Consider the following 19,134-nt stretch of genomic DNA (forward strand, 5'->3'; position numbering starts at 1 on the left):
TTTGGGCCTGGCGAAAGGGGCCAAAAAAACTGGGCGGCCCGTCGCCGGACCGCCCGTGGAGTTTTCGTTTCATAAGGCCTTCCGGCCAGGGTCCCTGAGCGGCCCTTCGGGCCGCGGGGTCAGAGACCGATCACGCCGCCGTCCTGCTTGGTGATCGCGAGGATGGACGGGCGCGGCGGCATGTTGGGCTGGAAGTCGGGCCAGCGGGTCGCCGGGTCCTCGAAGCTGGACAGGCGGCCGAAGGGCTTCCACAGGTCCACGCCGTCGGTGGCCGGGTGCTGGACCGCGAGGAACAGCGAGCGGTCGTCCGGGGCGAAGCAGGGGCCACAGAGTTCGGCGCCCACCGGGTTGCGGTAGAACATGCGGGAATAGCCGCGCATCTCGCCTTCCGTTTCGACCGCCCACAGCCCGTCGGCGGAGCCGGAGACCTTGGACCAGGCCTCGCCCTGGTCGGTGGTGACCCACAGACGGCCGCGGCTGTCCGTGGCGAGGTTGTCCGGGCAGGAGAACCAGCCGTTCTCCGAGGTCGCCGGGTGGAAGGCGGCGCCGACCGCCTGGTCCGACGGGTTGCCGGCGCGCACCAGCATCTTCCAGGTCGCGGTGGCGGCGGCGTGGTTCTTGCCGTCGGCGGGGATGATCTCGACGATCTGGCCCCACTGGTTCTCGGCGCGCGGGTTGGCCTCGTCCTTCTGCTCGGCCTTGCGGCGCGAGTTGTTGGTGAGGGCCACATAGACGCGGTGGGTCTGGTGGTTGACCTCGACGTCCTCCGGACGGTCCATCTTGGTGGCGCCCAGGATGTCGGCGGCGCCGCGGGCGTTGATCAGCACGGTGGCCTGGTCGGGGAAGCCGGCCTCGGCGGTCAGGCCGTTCTGGCCCTGGACCAGCGGCAGCCAGGTGACGGTGCCATCGGCGGCGAACTTCGCCACATACAGCGTGCCCTCGTCCAGCAGGTCCATGTTGGCGGCGCGGTTGGACGGGTCGTACTTCTTCGCGGCCACGAACTTGTAGACATATTCGAACCGCTCGTCGTCGCCCATGTAGGCGACCACGGTGTTGTCCTCCATGATCGCCAGGTTGCAGGCCTCGTGCTTCATGCGGCCGAGTGCCGTGCGCTTCTTCGGCGTGGAGGTCGGGTCGGTCGGGTCGATCTCGACCACCCAGCCGAAGCGGTTGGACTCGTTCGGCTCCTTGGTGACGTCGAAGCGCTCGAAATGAACGCCCCAGTTGTACCAGCCGCCCGGGATGCCGTAGCGCTTCATCAGCTTGGCGTTCGGGTGGGTGTTCTCTTCCGGGCCCCAGAAGTAGCCGTTGACGTTCTCCTCGCAGGACAGCCAGGTGCCCCAGGGGGTGACGCCGCCGGCGCAGTTGTTCAGCATGCCGCGCACCTTGGTGCCCGACGGATCGTAATTCGTCTTCATCAGGGCGTGGCCGGCGGCCGGGCCATGGATGGCGAACTCCGTCTCGCCGGTGATGCGGCGGTTGTACTTGGAGTTCGCGTCGTAGGTCCACTTGCCGTTGACCTTGCGGATCTCGATGACCGAGCCGCCGTGCGCCGCGATCTCGATCTCCACATGGGTCTTGGTGATCTTGTCGAACTTGGCCTTCTGCTGCTCCTTGCCGACGCCGGGGAACATGACCTCCTCGTCGGTGTACTCATGGTTCACGACGAGCAGGCCATGGTCCGGCGTGTTCGAGCCGAGCGGCAGCGGGATGTAGCCGACATAGTCGTTGTTGTAGCCGAACTGCTTGGCCTGGGCCTCGGCGCTCTGGTTCATCGGGTCGAACTTCGGAGCGCCCGGCAGGACGGGGTCGCCCCAGCGGATCAGCACGTCGGCGTCATAGCCCTGGGCGACATGGTGGCGCTCGTCCACGCCGTGCTCGACCTCGGGGAAGCTGAAGGAGGCCTTGCCGGCGGCCGCCTCGGCGCGGCGGGCGGTCAGCACGCCCGTGCTGCCGAGCAGCGCGCCCATGGCCGACACGGCGAGCATGCCGCGCATCACGTCACGGCGGGCCAGCCGCTCGTTGATGATGTCGCCCATGGTCGGGTTGTCGGTCGGGTTGCGGCCGACATCCTCGACCGTCTCGAAGGTCATGTACTTCGTGCCCTTCGGGGCCTCGTCGCGACTGTCCATGGGGGTGCCTCGCCTTGATTAACCTCGTGTTGGCGGCACCATATCGGCGCTGTGTGACGGTAACTTTGCAACGCCGTGACGGCGTGGTGAATTCCTGGACAGCGGCCAAGCGTCACTCTCATACGATTTTCATGAAGTCCTGACCTGTGGTCAGGACTTCCGCGCCCCGTGGCGCGGGGGGCGGGGCGCGGGGCCGCAGCCGCGGCCCCATACCGGGTTCGGAGGTCGGAATTTTCCGAACCCGGTATCAGCCGTCCGCCGACAGCCTGTCGCGCGGGAAACGGTGCACCCGCCCGCGCGCCGTCAGGTAGGCGTCGAAGCGCGGGCGCAGCAGGCCGGAGATGGCGGGGTCGAGCACGTTGAGCCCGCCCGCATAGGCGCCGAAGGCCGGCAGGATCAGCTTGCCGCCATCGAAGGCGAAGCAGCGCTCGCGCACCCGCCGGCCGGGCAGCCCGACCAGGGCGGCGGGGTGGAGATGGCCGGACAGCTCACCCACGGCGCCGGGCACCGCCTCGTGTCGGAAGGTCAGGCCGTCCAGGACGACCTCCGCCGCGATCCGGCCGCCGAAGCCGTCCGGCGGCTCCGGGTCGTGATTGCCGGTGATCCAGACCCAGTCCGCGGATTCGGTCAGCGCCTTCAGCCGCGCCACGTCCGACGGTTCCATGCGGCCGGCGGCGTGCCGGTCGTGGAAGCTGTCGCCCAGGCACAGCACCTGGGCGGGCTTCACCCGGCCCAGCAGCTCCGACAGGCGGTCGAGCGTCGCGCGCGTGTCGTAGGGCGGCAGCATGCGCCCGCGCGCGGCGAAGGCGGAGCCCTTTTCGAGATGCAGGTCGGCGACGGCCAGCAGGTCCCGTTCCGGCCAGAGCACGGCGCCCGATGGGTCGGCGACCAGCCGGGCTCCCGCCAGGGTCAGCGGCGCTCCGGCCGGGGCGGTGGGCGATGCCGCCACCGGCTCAGCCGGCCAGCCAATCCGGCATGCGCTCGGCCGCCAGCATCTCCTCGAGGCTGGGGCGCGGGCGGATCACGGCGAACGCGCCGCCCTTGACCAGCACCTCGGGGATCAGCGGACGCGTGTTGTAGCTCGACGACATCACCGCGCCATAGGCGCCGGCCGACTGCACGGCCACGAGGTCGCCGGGCGCCAGCGGCGGCAGGGGCCGCTGCACGGCGAAGGTGTCGCCGCTCTCGCAGACCGGGCCGACCACGTCGTAGGGCTCCGGCGCGGCGGCTGCCTTGGCCTCCTCCACCGGCACGATGCCGTGATAGGCGTCGTAGAGGGACGGGCGGATCAGGTCGTTCATCGCCGCGTCAACGATCAGGAAGCGGCGGTGCAGCCCCTGCTTCACGAAGATGACCTCGCTGACCAGCACGCCGGCGTTGCCGACCAGCGAGCGGCCGGGCTCCACCGTGATCGCGCAGCCGAGATTGCCGGTGATCGAGCCGACCATGGCGGCGTAGTCGGTCAGCTCCGGCGGCTGCTCGTCCTTGTAGGTGATGCCGAGCCCGCCGCCGAGGTCGAGCCGGCGGATGTCGTGCCCGTCCTCGCGCAGGGTGTGGAGCAGAGCCGCCACCCGCTCGTAGGCGGCGCGGAAGGGGGCGAGGTCGGTCAACTGCGACCCGATATGCACGGCGATCGCCACGGGTGCTATGCCCGGCAGCTTGGCCGCCCGCGCGTAGACTTCCCGCGCGTGGTCGTAGTCGATGCCGAACTTGTTCTCTTTCTTGCCCGTCGCGATCTTGGCGTGGGTCTTGGCGTCCACGTCCGGGTTGACGCGGAAGGCGATCTCCGCCGTCACGCCCAGCCCGGTGGCCACCTCGCTCAGCGCCTCCAGCTCCGGAATCGATTCCACGTTGATCTGGTGGATGCCCGCGAGCAGCGCGTCGCGCAGCTCCGCGCGCGTCTTTCCGACGCCGGAGAAGACGATCTTGGAGGCGGGGACGCCGGCGGCCAGCGCGCGGCGCATCTCGCCGCCCGACACCACGTCGGCGCCGGCGCCGAGTGCCGCCAGCGTGCGCACCACGGCGAGGTTGGAGTTGGCCTTCAGCGCGTAGCAGACGCCGACATTCTGGCCCTCGAAGGCGTTGGCGTAGGCGCGGTAATGCGCTTCCAGCGCCGCCGTGGAGTAGCAGTAGAAGGGCGTGCCGACGGAACGGGCGATGTCGGCGAGCGACACGGATTCGGCGTGGAGGACGCCGTCACGGTAGGCGAAAACGCTCATGGAAACGGAACCCCGGGGGCTTGCTGGCCCGGCCTCGTGTCGAGGGCGGGGTTGGGATAGATGTTCTGGACGGTGCCGGGCAGGGGCGGAAGATCGCTCGGCTTCTTGCCGCAGCCGGCAATCGTCAGCAGGGCGGCGGCCAGCAGGAGGCAGCGGGTCGGGGTCTTCACAGGAAACGCTCCCGGGCGGCCTTCACCGCCTCGCGCACACGGACGGGGGAGGCGCCGCCGAAGCTGCGCCGGCTGTCCAGCGAGGCCTCGATGCTCAGCGCCGGGTAGACGGCCTCGGTGATGCGCGGCTCGATGGCCTGAAGTTCGGCCAGCGTCAGGTCGGTCAGCCCGACGCGCCGGTCCTCCGCCGCCTTCACGGCGCGGCCGGTGACGTGGTGCGCCTCGCGGAAGGGCATGTCCAGCTCGCGCACCAGCCAGTCGGCGAGGTCGGTGGCGTTGAGGAAGCCGCGGTCCGCCGCCTCGCGCATGGCCGGGATGTTGGGCTCCATGTCGCGGACCATGCCTTCCATGGCGGCGATGCAGAGCGCCAGCGTGTCGTCGGCCTCGAAGACCGGCTCCTTGTCCTCCTGCATGTCCTTGGAATAGGCCAGCGGCAGGCCCTTCATGGCGATCAGCAGGCCGGTCAGGCTGCCGATGACCCGGCCGGCCTTGGCGCGCACCAGCTCCGCCGCGTCGGGGTTCTTCTTCTGCGGCATGATGGAGGAGCCGGTGGTGTAGGCGTCCGTCAGCCGGATGAAGCGGAACTGCGCGGAGCACCACAGCACGATCTCCTCCGCGAAGCGGGAGAGGTGCATGGCGCAGATCGAGCCGGCGGCCAGATACTCCAGCGCGAAGTCGCGGTCCGACACGGCGTCCAAGGAGTTGGCGGCGGGGCGGTCGAAGCCCAGCGCCTCGGCCGTGGCGAAGCGGTCGATCGGGTAGGGCGTGCCGGCCAGCGCCGCCGAGCCCAGCGGGCTTTCGTTCAGCCGCGCGCGGGCGTCGCGCATGCGGCCGCGGTCGCGCCCGAACATCTCCACATAGGCTAGCAGGTGATGGCCGAAGCTGATGGGCTGGGCCGCCTGGAGATGGGTGAAGCCCGGCATCACCGTGTCGGTGTTTTTGTCGGCGAGGTCGATCAGCGCCGCCTGGAGCGCCTGGAGGCCGGCGTCGAGCCGGTCCAGCGCGTCGCGCACCCACAGCTTGAAGTCGGTTGCCACCTGGTCATTGCGCGAGCGCCCGGTGTGAAGCCGCTTGGCCGGCTCGCCGATCAGCTCGGCAAGCCGGGCCTCCACGTTCATGTGGATATCCTCAAGCTCGACCTTGAAGGTGAAGCCGCCGGAGTCGATCTCTTGCTTCACCCGGTCCAGCCCGTTACGGATGGCGTCGGCGTCGGCCTGGGTGATGATGCCCTGCTTTGCCAGCATGGCGGCGTGAGCCTTGGAGCCGGCGATGTCCTGGTCGGCGAGGCGCTTGTCGAAGCTGATGGAGGCGTTGATCTTCTCCATGACGGCGGCGGGGCCGCGGGCGAAACGGCCGCCCCACATCTGGCTGGCGGCGGGGGCGGGCGGCTTGGGCTGATCGGCGCTCATGGACCGTGAAACTTGGGTAGGGGAGAGGTGACGGTGAGTATGCGGACTTTGGCGGCCACCGCAACGGTTTGTGTGGGACTCGGGGCCGCGGCCGCGTGGTTCCTGCTGGCGCCCGAACCGGAGCGGCAGGTGATCACCCTGTCGAACCCCTCCACCGGCCCAATTCCCGGCCCCGCCGACGGCGGGACCGCCAGCATGGTCGGCCTCGACAAGTTCAAGGCGGCGGAGACGCCGTCCCCCGTGGCGGATCTCGCCTTCACCGACGGGCAGGGCAACGCCACGGACCTCGGCGCCTTCAAGGGGCGCGTGGTGCTGCTGAACCTGTGGGCGACCTGGTGCGCCCCTTGCGTGAAGGAGATGCCGGCGCTCGACCGGCTCCAGGCGCAGCTCGGCGGGCCGGGCTTCGAGGTGGTCGCCCTCTCGCTCGACCGCGGCGGCAAGGAGCAGGTCGATCCCTTCTACGAGAAGACCGGCATCAACAACCTGAAGCGTTACTACGACACGCCCAGCGCCTCCATGCGCGCCCTCACCCTGCGCGGCCTGCCGACCACCCTGCTGATCGACGCTCAGGGCCGGGAACTCGGCCGCATCGAGGGGGCCGTCGAATGGGACAGCCCGGAGGTCGTGGAGTTCCTGCGCAAGCGCATGGGGTAGATTGCAAGCGGGGGCCTACGGCTCCTCGCTCGCGCCCTGCCGCGCCAGTTCGCGCAGGACTTGGCCCGCCGCGTCGAGCTGGGAGCGCAGGGCGGGCAGGGTGTCGCGGGCGAAGTCGGCGGCTTCGCCGTCGCGGTCGGCCTGGGCGCTGTAGAGCTTGATGGCGCGGGCCTTCATCTCCTCGGACGCGGCCATGTAGCGGCGGTCGAAGCTGTCCCTGGACGTGTCGTTCAGGCTGGCCATGTGGGACCGGCTGCCGGCGTCCGGCGCGCTGGGGATGGGCACGCCGTGGCGCTGTGCCAGCCCGATCAGCCGGTCGCTGATGAGGCCGTTGGCGTCAACCAGCCGCTGGGCATAGCGCCGCACGGCGGGCGTGGCGGCCCGGTCCTGCGCCTGTTTGCCCATGATGCGTTCGGCCATGCTGCCGGCCAGCGCCTCGGCGATGAAGTTGCGTTCCTGCCGCGAAATCTGGGGCTGCGGCTGCGCCGACAGCGGCGCGGGGCCGGTGAGGCCGCCGGCCGCCAGAACCAGCGCCGTCGCGAGGAGCAGGACAGGCCGCATCGTCGTTCCCCCCTGTTGACCTCCATCGGAGGAGCGGGACTTTCGCAGACGAACAGGCGGGCGGCGCGGCGGTTCCGGGGAGACTGGGCCGGAGTTGCCGCTTTTCCATGCGAAAAGGCCCGCACCGGGGTGCGGCGCGGGCCTTTTCGGAGGATTTCCGGAAAACCGGAGAACCTTACCGGGTCGGAACCGGCGGGGTCTTGGAATAGTCGTAGAAGCCGCGCCCGACCTTGCGCCCGATCCAGCCGGCCTCGACATACTTCACCAGCAGCGGGCACGGGCGGTACTTGCTGTCGGCCAGCCCCTCGTAGAGCACCTGCATGACCGCGAGGCAGGTGTCCAGGCCGATGAAGTCGGCCAGTTCCAGCGGGCCCATCGGGTGGTTGGCGCCGAGCTTCATGGCCGTGTCGATGGCGTCGACGCTGCCCACGCCCTCGTACAGGGTGTAGACCGCCTCGTTGATCATCGGCAGCAGGATGCGGTTGACGATGAAGGCCGGGAAATCCTCCGCCACCGCCGCCGTCTTGCCGAGCTGCACCGTCAGTTCCCGGACGGCCGTGAAGGTCGGCTCGTCCGTGGCGATGCCCCGGATCAGCTCGACCAGCTGCATCAGCGGCACCGGGTTCATGAAATGCATGCCGATGAACTTGGCCGGCCGGTCGGTCGACGCCGCGAGACGCGTGATCGAGATGGACGAGGTGTTCGTCGCGATCAGCGCTTCCGGCTTCAGGTGCGGGACCAGCTTCTTGAAGATGTCGCGCTTCAGGACCTCGTTCTCGGTCGCCGCCTCGACCACCAGGTCGGAGTTGCCGAAGGCCGCCATGTCCGTGCTGGTCTTGATGCGGGTCAGCGCGGCGTCCTTGTCGGCCGCCTCCATCTTGCCCTTGCCGACCAGCCGCTCCATGTTGCGGGCGATGGCCGCCTGCGCCTTCTGGAGGATGTCGTCGTCGATGTCGCAGAGGATCACATCGTAACCGGACGCCGCGCAGACATGCGCGATGCCACTGCCCATCTGGCCGGCACCAATAACGCCAATGGTCTTAATCGTGGACATGTGGCTTTCCCGCAGAAGCTAGGCACAAGATCGAGGATAACAGATGCTTGGAACGCACGCGCTTACTTCGCGAGCGCGTCCGTCAGTTCCGGGACGGCCTTGAAGAGATCGCCGACGAGCCCGTAGTCGGCGACCTGGAAGATCGGCGCCTCCTCGTCCTTGTTGATCGCCACGATGACCTTGCTGTCCTTCATGCCGGCGAGGTGCTGGATGGCGCCCGAGATGCCGACCGCGATGTACAGCTCCGGGGCGACGATCTTGCCGGTCTGGCCGACCTGGTAATCGTTCGGCACGAAGCCGGCGTCCACGGCGGCGCGGCTGGCGCCGACGGCGGCACCCAGCTTGTCGGCCAGGGCCTCCAGCAGCTTGAAGTTCTCGCCCGACTGCATGCCGCGGCCGCCCGACACGACCACGCGCGCCTGGGTCAGTTCCGGACGCTCCGACTTCGTCAGCTCCTGGCTGAGGAAGGCGGACTTGCCGTTGCCTTTCTCGCTGCCGCTGACCGCCTCGACCGAGGCCGAGCCGCCCTCGGCCGCGACGGCGTCGAAGGCCGTCGTGCGGACGGTGATCACCTTCAGCGCGTCCGACGACTTCACGGTCGCGATCGCGTTGCCGGCGTAGATCGGCCGCTCGAAAGTGTCCGCGTCCACCACGCCCGTGATGTCGGAGAGGGCCGCCACGTCCAGGAGCGCGGCCGCGCGCGGCATCAGGTTCTTGCCGGCCGAGGTGGCCGGGGCCAGCACATGGCTGTAGCCCTTGGCCAGTTCCACCACCAGCGGGGCCAGAGCCTCCGGCAGGCCATGCTCGTAGGCGTCGTCGTCGGCGTGCAGGACCTTGGTGACGCCCGCCACCTTGGCCGCGGCATCGGCAACGCCCTGAGCACCCTTGCCGGCGACCAGCAGGTGGATGTCGGAACCGAGCTTGGCCGCCGCAGCCACGGCGTTCAGCGTGGCCGGCTTGAGGGCGGCGTTGTCGTGATCGGCAATGACCAGGATCGGCATGTCAGAGCACCCGCGCTTCGTTCTTGAGCTTGTCCACCAGCGCCGCCACGTCGGCGACCTTCACGCCGGCGCTACGCTTGGCTGGCTCGGTCACCTTCACCGTGGTCAGGCGCGGCGTCACGTCCACGCCGAGGTCGGCGGGGGTGGTGGTGTCCAGCGGCTTCTTCTTGGCCTTCATGATGTTGGGAAGGCTGGCGTAGCGCGGCTCGTTCAGGCGCAGGTCGGCGGTGACCACGGCCGGGAGCGTCAGCTCGACCGTCTCCAGCCCGCCGTCGATCTCGCGCGTCACGGTGACCTTGCCGTCACCGGCCTGGACCTTCGAGGCGAAGGTGCCCTGCGGCCAGCCCAGCAGGGCGGCCAGCATCTGGCCGGTCTGGTTGCAGTCGTCGTCGATGGCCTGCTTGCCGAGCACAACCAGGGTGGGGCCTTCCTTCTCGACCAGGGCCTTCAGGACCTTGGCGACGGCGAGCGGCTGGGTTTCCACGTCGGTCTGCACCAGGATGGCGCGGTCGGCGCCCATGGCGAGCGCGGTGCGCAGCGTTTCCTGGCTGGCCTGCGGACCCACGGAGACGGCGATCACCTCCGACGCCGTGCCGGCTTCCTTCAGGCGGACCGCCTCTTCGACGGCGATCTCGTCGAAGGGGTTCATCGACATCTTCACGTTGGCCGTCTCAACGCCCGAGCCGTCCGCCTTCACGCGGATCTTGACGTTGTAATCGACCACCCGCTTGACGGGGACCAGGACCTTCATCTCCCACCCTATGCTGAATGTTTGATGCGCCGCGCGGCGTCACCGAAATGGGGTGCTGTGACAGTCTGCGGACCATAGGTTCAGACCCATGGGCTGTCAACTTTTGGTCAAGCGCCCAGTATCCGCCCGATTCCAAAGGATAATAGGGCGGCCCTGCCTCACCGGTTCGCGCCGGGCACCCACAGCACGTCGCCGGCCCCCCGGCCGTTGGCGTGGCGGCTCAGCACGAAGAGATGGTCGGACAGCCGGTTCACGTATTTCAGCGCCGCCGCCCCCACGGGCTCCACCCCCGCCAGCGCCGTCATCAGCCGCTCGGCCCGGCGCACCACGGTGCGTGCCAGATGAAGCTGAGCCGCCAATGGCGTGCCGCCCGGCAGCACGAAGGAGGTCAGCGGGGAAAGCTCCGCGTTCAGCGCGTCGATCTCGCGCTCCAGCCGGTCCACCTGCGCCTCGACGATGCGGAGCGGCGGGTATTTCGGGTCGGGGCTTTCGGGCGTGCAGAGATCGGCGCCCAGATCGAACAGGTCGTTCTGGATGCGCGCCAGCATAGCATCGAGGTCGGGGCGGTCGGCGCCATGCAGCCGCGCGATGCCGATGACGGCGTTCGCCTCGTCCACCGTGCCGTAGGCCTCGACGCGCAGATCGTGCTTGGGCACGCGCGTGCCGTCGCCGAGCGACGTCTCTCCCTTGTCGCCACCGCGGGTGTAGATGCGCGTCAGCTTGACCATGGCGCTCGCCTCCCCGCCATGTCAGCCCGCCCGGCTCAGCAGCGCCAGCAGGAACAGCAGGAGGGCCACCCCCTGCAGGATCACGCGGAAGCGCATCGCGATGTTGGATTTGCGCGGATCGGACTGGCCGCCCCGCACCATGAAGAACAGCCCGATGAAGAGCGACGCCACAACCGCGAGCATCGCCAGGCCGAGGAGGATCGAGAAGAGATCGTTCATGCACGCTATATAGCGCGCTGCTCCGCTCCCGCCTATCCCGCCGACCGGGACTGTTGCGAAAACAGGGGAACACTATAGATAGACGTCAAGGGACGGACCCGCCCGGCGCCGCCAAGCGCCCCTGGGCGGGGAAAAGGTCCGCACGGGGGCAGGACGGGAGAGAGGCATGGAGCGGCGGAGCTTCCTGAAGGCGGCGGCCGTGATGGCGGCCGGGGCCGGGACGGGCGCGGGGCTGCGCGGTGCCGCCGCCCAGCCGGCACCCGGCGAGACCGCCGCCTTCCCGGACGGCTTTCTCTGGGGCTGCTCCACCGCCGCCTACCAGATCGAGGGGGCCGTGACGGCCGACGGCCGGGGACCCAGCATCTGGGATGTCTTCAGCCACAGGCCCGGCCGGACCGCGGAGGGCGCCACCGGCGACATCGCCTGCGACCATTACCACCGCTACGCCGAGGACGTGGCGCTGATGAAGGCCGCGGGCATGCGGGCCTACCGCTTCTCGGTCGCCTGGCCGCGCGTGCTGCCGCTGGGCACCGGAGCGGTGAACCCGGCTGGGCTGGATTTCTATGACCGGCTGGTCGATTCGCTGCTCGGCCAGGGCATCGATCCCTGGCCCTGCCTCTATCATTGGGACCTGCCGCAGGCCTTGCAGGATCGTGGAGGCTGGCTGAACCGCGACATCGCCGGCTGGTTCGCCGACTACGCCCTCGCCGTGTCGAGGCGGATCGGCGACCGGGCGCGCCATTGGGCGATGCTGAACGAGCCGTCGGTCGCCGCGATCCTCGGCCATGGGCTGGGCCGGCACGCGCCGGGCCTGACCGGCCGCGCGAACTACGCCGCTGCGATCCATCACCAGAACCTCGCCCAGGGGCAGGCGCTGCTGGCCCTGCGGGCGGCGGGCGGGACCCGCCGGCAGCTCGGCACCATCCTCTCGCTCCAGCCGGTCTGGCCGGTCGGCGGGCTGGATTCCAACCACATGGCGGCGGAGACGTGGCACGCCGCCTGGAACCGCGCCTGCCTGGACCCGCTGCTGCTCGGGGAATATCCCGACCTGCTGGCGGCGGACTTCGCCCCCCTGACCAGGGCCGGCGACCTGGAGACGATCCGCCAGCCCGTGGATTTCCTGGGCCTCAACTACTACAACCGCATGCACCAGCAGCCCGACCCCACCGGGCTGGTCGGCACCGGCTACGGCCCGGCGCCGGAGGGGACGCGGGTCACCGCCATGGGCTGGCCGGTCGAGCCGGACGGGATCGGCGAGATGCTGATCGACCTGAAAGAGCGTTACGGCAATCCGCCGGTCTATGTGACGGGGAACGGTGGCGCCTTTCCCGACCCGCCCGGGCCGAACGGTCGGGTGGAGGACCAGGATCGCATCGCTTACCTGCGCGGCCATCTGCTGTGGGCGCACAAGGCCATCGATGATGGCGCCAACCTGCGCGGCTATTTCGTGCGGACCCTGCTCGACGGCTTCGAGTGGGCGGAGGGCTACACCCGCCACTTCGGGCTGGTCCAGGTGGACCGCAAGACCATGAAGCGCACGCCCAAGGCCAGCTATCACTGGTACGCCGACCTCATCCGCCGCAACGGGATCGTCGTCTGACCTGAACCCGCGCGACGCATGGCAGGGGTGCCGGGGCGGCCCGTGGCATTCGGCGGCGCACGCCCCAACATCGCAAGGTCAACTTCCCGCTTCCGGACGTGCGGGCGGATCGCCGGTTCCAGAGATCGCCGATCCTCCCATGGCCCGAAGCGGGGCGGCGGCCATTCCCATGGCGGACCCTTTTCCATGGAATCAGCATGACGATCCCCTTCTCCGTCCTCGATCTCGTTCCCATCGTCCAGGGCGCCACGGCGTCCGACGCCTACCGCAACATGGTCGACCTGGCGCAGCATGTGGAAGGTTGGGGCTACGAGCGTTTCTGGCTGGCCGAGCATCACAACATGGTGGGCATCGGCAGTTCGGCGACCGCCGTGCTGATCGGGCATGTCGCCGTCAACACGAAGACGCTGCGCGTCGGCTCCGGCGGCGTGATGCTGCCCAACCATTCGCCGCTGGTGATCGCGGAGCAGTTCGGGACGCTGGAGTCGCTGTTTCCCGGCCGCATCGACCTCGGGCTCGGCCGCGCGCCGGGCACGGACATGCGCACCGCCCAGGCCCTGCGCCGCGACCTGACCAGCAACGCCGACCATTTCCCGCAGGACGTGGTGGAGCTTCAGGCGCTGCTGGGGCCGGTGGAGCCGGGGCAGGTCGTGCAGGCGGTGCCCGGTGCCGGGCTGAAGGTGCCGCTGTGGATCCTGGGGTCGAGCCTGTTCGGCGCGCAGCTCGCCGCGGCGCTGGGGCTGCCCTACGGCTTTGCCTCCCACTTCGCGCCGGATGCGCTGATGCAGGCGCTGCGCGTCTACCGGGAGCGCTTCACCCCGTCGGAGCAGCGGGAGACGCCGCACGCCATGGTCGGGGTGAACGTCATCGCCGCCGAGACGGACGAAGAGGCGCGCCGGCTCTTCACCTCGCAGCAGCAGGCCTTCACCGACCTGCACCGCAACGCGCGCGGCAAGCTGAAGCCGCCCATCGACAACATCGAGGATTACTGGTCGCCCATCGAGAAGATCCGGGTCGAGCAGATGCTGTCCTGCTCGGTCGTCGGTTCCCCGCAGACGGTGCGCGAGGGGCTGGAGCGTCTGATCGAGACCACCCGCGCCGACGAGCTGATGGTGGTCGCTCCGCTCTATGACCACGCGGCGCGGCTGCGCTCCTTCGAGATCGTCGCGGAGGTCCGCAAGTCCCTGGGCGCCTGAAGCGGATTCAGATCCGCTCGAAGGCGACCACGGTCCAGATCATGCCCACCCTGCCGTTGTCCGCGGACAGCGGCAGGTGGAGGTCGTACACCCGCCGGACATCTCCCAGCGGCCCCGTGTAGGGCGGCGAGACCAGCATCGGCTGCCCCAGATTGGCCACCGTCGCCCGCTGCGTCCAGAGTTGGCTGCCCGGCCGGATGTGGTCGAGTTCGGAGAAGCGGCAGCCGGTGAAGTCGCGGCGGGCCATCTGGATGATGGCCGATCCCAGCAGCGCGTAGCGGAAGTCCCGCTCGGTCTCCAGAACCTCGGTCAGGATGCTCCAGGGCATCAGCTCCAGCGGGAGCGCCACGGCATCGAGGTCGGTTTCGTGCGGCATGGCCCGTTCGCCCGACCTGGCCTTCCAGAACTGGTAGGCCTGGTCGAGCATGGGATGCTCTCGCAGAACATCCTGAGCGCCGGGTTGCAGCGCGGTCAGCGCGGACATGTGTGACACCGGGAGTGACGGTCAGGGGCTTTGGCGTATGGGCTTGGCGGCAGGTGCTTTGGGGCCGGCCCGTCGCAGGGCCTCCCTGAGGTAAGTTCTAGACCGTCCGGCCGTAACATTGTTGTGACCAATGATTGGTTGTGGCGGGGGGTGGTCTTTACAGCCGATCCATCATCCGGTCCACCCGTGCCAGATGGCGGGCGCGGTCAGCGGCGGTTGCGCGGTCCATGTCGTGCAAGGCCAGGTAACGGAACCTCGCCTTCGGCGCGCAGGCCGTCAGCACGCCGTTCTTCAGGATGCGCCGCGCGGGGTTGCGCATGTACAGCTCCACCACCCACCAGGGGGAGCCAAAGCTGGTCAGCACCGTGACCGAGCGCAGCCTGTCCAGCAGCGGCACGATGCGCCCGCCCGCGAGATCGTGACGGAAGGTGACGCCCGGCACCCAGACCCGGTCGAAATAGCCCTTGAGGATCGCCGGCGTGTCGAACCACCAGTGCGGGAAGCAGAAGACCAGCGCCTCCGATTCGGTCAGCCGCTCCACCAGCGGCCGCACGGCGGAGGCGTCGTAGCCCGGCTCGAAGTAGGAGGCGCGCTCCGCCGGGGTCAGGGCCGGCTGGAAGCCCTCGGCGTAGAGGTCCGTTTCGATGACCTCGTGCCCCGCATCGCGCAGCCGTTCCGCCGCCCGGCGCTGCACGGCGGCGGCGAAGCTGTCGGGCAGCGGGTGGGCGAGGATGGTCTGAACCTTCATGCGATCCGTCCCAGGTTGGCGGCTTCCACCGCGTGGTCCCCGGCATGGCGGCGGGCCAGCGCCCGCGCGTAGCGCGGCATGACCGCCGGCATGATGCTTCCGCCCTCGGCCGGGCGCTCCACCCCGAACACGTAGCCCGGGAAATCCAGCTCCTTCTGGATCGCCCAGATCTCCTCGTGGCGGTCCGGGGGCAGGATGCGCGCCGGGTCGCCCACCGCGATCCAGTTCAGCGGCACCACGGCCCCTTCGGGAAGGACCGTCCGCAGATGGACGATGCCGTTGATGCGGACCTCCGCCCGCCGGCCGATCCGCGCGCTGTTGAAGACCGTAGCCCCCGTCGCCAGGAAGGCCTCCTCCTCGACCGTGCAGCCGACGAGGCAGGCGCGCGGGCCGACCATCACGTTGGAACCGATCCGGACCGGATTGCCGCGCACGCCCCGGATCACCGCCGTGTCCATGACGACGCAGTTCTCGCCGATGCTCACCGGGCCGCTTTCCGCCACGATGACCGCGCCGAAACCGATTGAACAGTTCGGGCCGATGGCGACGTCGCCGCAGATCGTGGCGTTCGGCGCGATCCGCGCCGTGGGGTCGATGCGCGGACTGCGTCCCTCATGGGCGAAGGCGGTCATGGGCGGCGTCCTTTTCCGGTTGGCGGGGAACAGGGAGGAGTGGTGCGCTCCGCCTCCCTGGCGGCGGAGCCGATGGGGCAGAGCGGGCCGTCGCAGACGCCGTGGTCGCAGAAGCGGCAGACATGGCGCGCATAGGCGCGGACGGGGGTCTGGTCCGCGACGGGGGCGGCGAGCATCGCCGTGAGCAGCCCGTCGAGCAGCGCCCGCTGGCCGGGATCAAGCGGGGCGAGCAGCCGCAGGCAGGCATCGAGGCGGCCCTGCTGCAGCGCCTCGGCCCGTTCCCGGCCCGATTCGGTCAGGGCGAAGGGGACCTCCTTGCCGCCCCGCGGGCGCGGTCGGCGCTCCACATGGCCGTCGGCGGCGAGCTTTTCGAGCAGCCGCGCCGTGGCCGGCTGGGACAGGCCGATGACCGCGCCGAGCGCGGTTGCCGCCGTCGGCCCCCAATGGAGCAGCGTCAGCAATGCCGCGGCGGAGCTGTTCGACAGGGGGGCGAAGGCATCCTCGACCGCGCCCGAGAGCGTGGCCCAGAGCGCGCCGACCTTGTTCGCCAGAAGCCGTTCATCATGCATGCAGAGTGCATACATCATGGCGAACCGCCGGGCAAGCACCGCCGGAAGGGACGGGACCCGCGCGGGGCTGTTCACGAAAGAACGGAAAAGGATCGGCCGCAGGGCAGCCATTCCGATTGCGCGCGTACAGGCGCGCTGTATAATCCATACATTAGTGACGGAACACGATCCATACAAAGGAAGCCGGCATGACGACGGAAAGCAAGCCCTTCGCCGAAACTCCGCTCGGGCTGGGCATGCGGGGGCGCTGCCCGCGCTGCCACAAGGGGCACATCTTCGACGGCTTCCTGAAGCTCGCGGCGAAATGCGAGGTGTGCGGGCTGGACTTCTCCTTCGCCGATCCGGCGGATGGTCCCGCCTTCTTCGCGATGTCCATCGTGAGCTTTCCGCTGGTCGGGCTGGCCGCCTGGTTCGAACTGGGGCTGAACATGCCCCTGTGGCTCAACATGACGATCAGCATGATCCTGCTGATGGGTTCCTGCTGCGGCCTTCTGCGGCCCCTCAAGGGCTGGCTGGTCTGCGCCCAGTACATCAACAAGGCCGAGGAGGGGCGCCTCGCCCGCCCGGAGGACCATCCCACCGGCGGCTGAGCGGCGCGGCCGGCCGGCTTTCCTTGCGCCGGGCGACCCGCAATCCATACAATGCGTCTCGTGTCTGGGGCTTGGAGTGAAGTCCATGGAGAGGGACATGCCGTCCCCGGAATGGGTCCCCGATCTCGCGGCCTCGTCCAGGCCGATCTACCTCGCGGTGGTCGGAGCGCTTGAGGCCGACGTCGCGGGCGGCCTGCTGAGGGCCGGGCAGCGGTTGCCGACCCATCGGGCGCTGGCGGCGGCCTTGGGCGTGGACCTGACCACGGTCACGCGGGCCTACGCCGAGGCGCGGCGGCGCGGGCTGATCGACGCGGCGGTCGGGCGCGGCACCTTCGTCTGCGCCTCGCCGCGGGCCGGTGGGCCGGTCCAGGTCGAGGTGGACCTGTCCATGAACATGCCGCCGCAGCCCGAGGGGGCGGAGGTGCAGGCGCGGCTGGCGCAGGCGACGGCGGCCGTCCTGCGCCGCGCGGGGGCGTCCCGGCTTCTCAGCTACCAGCCGAGCGGCGGCAGCCGGGCGGAGCGCGCCGCCGGGGCCGCGTGGCTCTCCCCGCTGCTTCCTGGCCTTCCGCCGGAACGGGTGCTGGTGGCCTGCGGCGCCCAGGCGGCGCTGATGGCGCTGCTCACCACCCTGGCCGGTTCCGGCGACACCGTGCTGGCCGAGGAGTTCACCTATCCAGGCATGCGGGCCGCCGCGCATCATGCGGGCATCCGGCTCGCGGGGCTGCCGATGGATGGGGAGGGGCTGCTGCCGGACGCCCTGGAGGAGGCCTGCGCCCGCCTGCGTCCGAAGGCCCTCTACTGCATCCCGACGATCCAGAACCCGACCACGGCCACCATGTCCGCCACCCGGCGCGCGGAGATCGCGGCCGCCGTGCGGCGCCATGGCCTGCCGGTCATCGAGGACGACGCCTACGGGCTGCTGCCCGGAACGCCGCTCCCGCCGCTCGCCAGCCTCGCGCCGGAACTGGCTTGGCACGTCTCCACCCTGTCCAAATGCCTGTTTCCGGCCCTGCGCATCGCCTATGTGGCCGCACCCGACGAACGCGGCGCCGGGCGGCTCCAGGCCGCGCTGCGGGCGACGAGCCAGATGGCGCCGCCGCTGTCGACCGCCGTGGCGACCCGCTGGATCGAGGACGGCACGGCCCGCGCGATGCTGGACGCCGTCCGGGAGGAGAGCCGCGAGCGCCAGCGCATGGCGCGGGCGGTCCTTCCCGCCCTGCTGGCGGCGTCGCACGCGGACGGTCACCATGTCTGGCTGCGGCTGCCGCCGGCCTGGAGCGCCGCCGCCTTCGCCGAGCGGGTCCGGCGCTCCGGCCTCGCCGTGGTCCCCGGATCGGCCTTCGCCGTGGAGGCGTCACAAGGTGAGGCCTTGCGCGTCTCGCTCGGCGCGGCCCCGGACCGCAGGACACTGGCGGGAGCGCTGGAGCGGATCGCCGCCACGCTGGAGGAAGCGCAGACCGTCGCCGAGGTGGTCTGAGATACCGTGATACAAGGCGACGGTTCGTTTGACAGCGGCGCGTTTGACAGCGGCGCCGGGCTGGGCGAGGCTGCGCCGACCATTCCCGCGCCCATCACTCCTCCGTCCATCAACTCCCACGTCCCCGTCCAATGCCCCCCAGCCCGAAGCCCCATCCCACCCGGTTCGCCATACAGAAGGCGCGCGGCAAGGGTTGGAAGACGCTGGAGGTGGGGGAGGAACTGGACCATGCCCGCGCCCGTTTCGCGCTGATGGTGAAGGTCAACCCACGCGCCTATTTCCGCCTGATCGAGCTGAACCACAGGGGTGGAACCGCCCTCGACGGCATGGAGTTCGACTGGACCCTCGTCGAACTGCACGACCCGAACGCCAAGGGCGGCCCGCGCGGAAAGCCGGCCAAGCCGGCCAAGCCGGTCGGTGCAACGCGCCGGTCCGGCCCCGCCCGCCGCACCGGCCGGAAGCCGGGCGACAGGGTGCCGCTGCCCCTTCGATTCTACCTCGCGGTGGTCCTGATCGGCGCGCTGGCCGGAGTCCTCCTCGCCCTGCGCTACGGTCTGCCCGGTTCATAGTTGGCCGGGCAGGCGGGCGCTGTTCCGCCCTCCCGGCTCGCGACTCTCGCCAGGCTGCGCATGAGGCCCAAGCTGCAAAAAAGTCTGTCGTTTCAGCTTGATGGAGATGTCCCCACCTCCCTGATGGAGTCTTCACCACATGGCTAATGCAATTTTCCCCCGGGCTTCTGATGGAGTAAAACCCGGAATCCCGCTACTCTGAGAGGAATAAGATACTGAAGAATCAACCGGTATCCATTTTCCTGCGCCATTTTAACGGGCGGGTGCTTCGGGCCTGGCAAGATCGCGCTTCCGCTGTCGCTGTTCTGGTCTTTTCCCACCGCGGGCTGAACCGATTCGGAGCGCGGAGCCGGCGTCCAGGACATCCTCCT

21 protein-coding genes are annotated in these 19,134 nt (G+C 69.7%); 6 read left to right on the top strand and 15 right to left on the bottom strand.

The window, feature by feature from the left end:
• Nucleotides 1-119: 119 nt before the first annotated feature.
• The 5 genes from JUB11_RS04885 to argH form a co-directional block, all read right to left on the bottom strand.
• Nucleotides 120-2,132 (bottom strand): PhoX family phosphatase, encoded by a 2,013-nt coding sequence (locus tag JUB11_RS04885; RefSeq protein WP_247886846.1) that lies wholly within the window; start codon nucleotides 2,130-2,132, stop codon nucleotides 120-122.
• 247 nt (nucleotides 2,133-2,379) lie between these two features.
• A complete protein-coding gene (gene pdeM / locus JUB11_RS04890; protein WP_348771355.1) occupies nucleotides 2,380-3,081 on the bottom strand; it encodes a ligase-associated DNA damage response endonuclease PdeM in 702 nt (233 codons plus the stop codon).
• 4 nt (nucleotides 3,082-3,085) lie between these two features.
• Nucleotides 3,086-4,351 carry a diaminopimelate decarboxylase gene (gene lysA, locus JUB11_RS04895; RefSeq protein WP_207456642.1) on the bottom strand — a complete coding sequence of 422 codons (1,266 nt, stop codon included), beginning with the start codon at nucleotides 4,349-4,351 and terminating at the stop codon, nucleotides 3,086-3,088.
• Entirely contained in the window at nucleotides 4,348-4,521 is a 174-nt protein-coding gene (locus JUB11_RS04900; protein WP_207456643.1) for a hypothetical protein, read from the bottom strand. Before JUB11_RS04900 ends, lysA begins: the two co-directional genes overlap by 4 nt.
• A complete protein-coding gene (gene argH / locus JUB11_RS04905; RefSeq protein WP_207456644.1) occupies nucleotides 4,518-5,930 on the bottom strand; it encodes an argininosuccinate lyase in 1,413 nt (470 codons plus the stop codon). Before argH ends, JUB11_RS04900 begins: the two co-directional genes overlap by 4 nt.
• A 72-nt stretch (nucleotides 5,931-6,002) precedes the next feature.
• Between argH and JUB11_RS04910 the strand changes: the two genes are divergently transcribed.
• A complete protein-coding gene (locus JUB11_RS04910) occupies nucleotides 6,003-6,584 on the top strand; it encodes a TlpA disulfide reductase family protein (protein WP_348771356.1) in 582 nt (193 codons plus the stop codon).
• A 15-nt stretch (nucleotides 6,585-6,599) separates the two neighbouring features.
• Here JUB11_RS04910 and JUB11_RS04915 read toward each other — a convergent pair whose 3' ends face one another.
• The 6 genes from JUB11_RS04915 to JUB11_RS04940 all read right to left on the bottom strand — a co-directional run bounded on the left by JUB11_RS04915 (nucleotide 6,600) and on the right by JUB11_RS04940 (nucleotide 10,898).
• Nucleotides 6,600-7,145, bottom strand: a complete 546-nt coding sequence (locus tag JUB11_RS04915; protein WP_207456645.1) for a DUF4142 domain-containing protein — start codon at nucleotides 7,143-7,145, stop codon at nucleotides 6,600-6,602.
• A gap of 175 nt (nucleotides 7,146-7,320) precedes the next feature.
• A complete protein-coding gene (locus JUB11_RS04920; protein ID WP_207456646.1) occupies nucleotides 7,321-8,199 on the bottom strand; it encodes a 3-hydroxybutyryl-CoA dehydrogenase in 879 nt (292 codons plus the stop codon).
• Nucleotides 8,200-8,261: 62 nt separating this feature from the next.
• Nucleotides 8,262-9,200 carry an FAD-binding protein gene (locus tag JUB11_RS04925; RefSeq protein WP_207456647.1) on the bottom strand — a complete coding sequence of 313 codons (939 nt, stop codon included), beginning with the start codon at nucleotides 9,198-9,200 and terminating at the stop codon, nucleotides 8,262-8,264.
• A 1-nt stretch (nucleotide 9,201) separates the two neighbouring features.
• The gene (locus tag JUB11_RS04930) at nucleotides 9,202-9,951 is read right to left on the bottom strand and encodes an electron transfer flavoprotein subunit beta/FixA family protein (RefSeq protein WP_207456649.1); all 750 of its coding nucleotides are present in this window, start codon (nucleotides 9,949-9,951) and stop codon (nucleotides 9,202-9,204) included.
• A 158-nt stretch (nucleotides 9,952-10,109) separates the two neighbouring features.
• Nucleotides 10,110-10,679: a cob(I)yrinic acid a,c-diamide adenosyltransferase gene (locus JUB11_RS04935; RefSeq protein ID WP_207456651.1), complete on the bottom strand. Its 570-nt coding sequence runs from the start codon at nucleotides 10,677-10,679 to the stop codon at nucleotides 10,110-10,112.
• Between the two features lie 21 nt (nucleotides 10,680-10,700).
• On the bottom strand, nucleotides 10,701-10,898 hold the full coding sequence (locus JUB11_RS04940) for a twin transmembrane helix small protein (RefSeq protein ID WP_207456654.1): 198 nt from the start codon (nucleotides 10,896-10,898) through the stop codon (nucleotides 10,701-10,703).
• Nucleotides 10,899-11,064: 166 nt separating this feature from the next.
• On the opposite strand from JUB11_RS04940, the gene JUB11_RS04945 reads away from it, so the two are divergent.
• The gene (locus JUB11_RS04945) at nucleotides 11,065-12,498 is read left to right on the top strand and encodes a GH1 family beta-glucosidase (protein WP_207456659.1); all 1,434 of its coding nucleotides are present in this window, start codon (nucleotides 11,065-11,067) and stop codon (nucleotides 12,496-12,498) included.
• A gap of 197 nt (nucleotides 12,499-12,695) precedes the next feature.
• On the top strand, nucleotides 12,696-13,694 hold the full coding sequence (locus tag JUB11_RS04950) for an LLM class flavin-dependent oxidoreductase (RefSeq protein WP_207456661.1): 999 nt from the start codon (nucleotides 12,696-12,698) through the stop codon (nucleotides 13,692-13,694).
• Nucleotides 13,695-13,701: 7 nt separating this feature from the next.
• Here JUB11_RS04950 and JUB11_RS04955 read toward each other — a convergent pair whose 3' ends face one another.
• The 4 genes from JUB11_RS04955 to JUB11_RS04970 all read right to left on the bottom strand — a co-directional run bounded on the left by JUB11_RS04955 (nucleotide 13,702) and on the right by JUB11_RS04970 (nucleotide 16,145).
• Nucleotides 13,702-14,178: a hypothetical protein gene (locus JUB11_RS04955; protein WP_207456665.1), complete on the bottom strand. Its 477-nt coding sequence runs from the start codon at nucleotides 14,176-14,178 to the stop codon at nucleotides 13,702-13,704.
• 157 nt (nucleotides 14,179-14,335) lie between these two features.
• Nucleotides 14,336-14,926, bottom strand: coding sequence for an NAD(P)H-dependent oxidoreductase (locus JUB11_RS04960; protein WP_207456668.1), 591 nt, complete (start codon nucleotides 14,924-14,926; stop codon nucleotides 14,336-14,338).
• Nucleotides 14,923-15,558, bottom strand: coding sequence for a gamma carbonic anhydrase family protein (locus JUB11_RS04965; RefSeq protein ID WP_207456673.1), 636 nt, complete (start codon nucleotides 15,556-15,558; stop codon nucleotides 14,923-14,925). Before JUB11_RS04965 ends, JUB11_RS04960 begins: the two co-directional genes overlap by 4 nt.
• Nucleotides 15,555-16,145, bottom strand: coding sequence for a MarR family transcriptional regulator (locus JUB11_RS04970; protein WP_207456682.1), 591 nt, complete (start codon nucleotides 16,143-16,145; stop codon nucleotides 15,555-15,557). The genes JUB11_RS04965 and JUB11_RS04970 overlap by 4 nt, the downstream gene beginning before the upstream one ends.
• A gap of 170 nt (nucleotides 16,146-16,315) precedes the next feature.
• Between JUB11_RS04970 and JUB11_RS04975 the strand changes: the two genes are divergently transcribed.
• The 3 genes from JUB11_RS04975 (at nucleotide 16,316) to JUB11_RS04985 (ending at nucleotide 18,763) form a co-directional block, all read left to right on the top strand.
• Nucleotides 16,316-16,717, top strand: coding sequence for a DUF983 domain-containing protein (locus JUB11_RS04975; RefSeq protein ID WP_207456686.1), 402 nt, complete (start codon nucleotides 16,316-16,318; stop codon nucleotides 16,715-16,717).
• Between the two features lie 97 nt (nucleotides 16,718-16,814).
• The gene (locus tag JUB11_RS04980; RefSeq protein WP_247886847.1) at nucleotides 16,815-18,194 is read left to right on the top strand and encodes a PLP-dependent aminotransferase family protein; all 1,380 of its coding nucleotides are present in this window, start codon (nucleotides 16,815-16,817) and stop codon (nucleotides 18,192-18,194) included.
• Between the two features lie 131 nt (nucleotides 18,195-18,325).
• Nucleotides 18,326-18,763, top strand: a complete 438-nt coding sequence (locus JUB11_RS04985; RefSeq protein ID WP_207456694.1) for a hypothetical protein — start codon at nucleotides 18,326-18,328, stop codon at nucleotides 18,761-18,763.
• The last annotated feature ends 371 nt before the right edge of the window (nucleotides 18,764-19,134 follow it).

The sequence above is a fragment of the Azospirillum sp. SYSU D00513 genome (assembly GCF_017356015.1).
GTDB lineage: Bacteria > Pseudomonadota > Alphaproteobacteria > Azospirillales > Azospirillaceae > Azospirillum.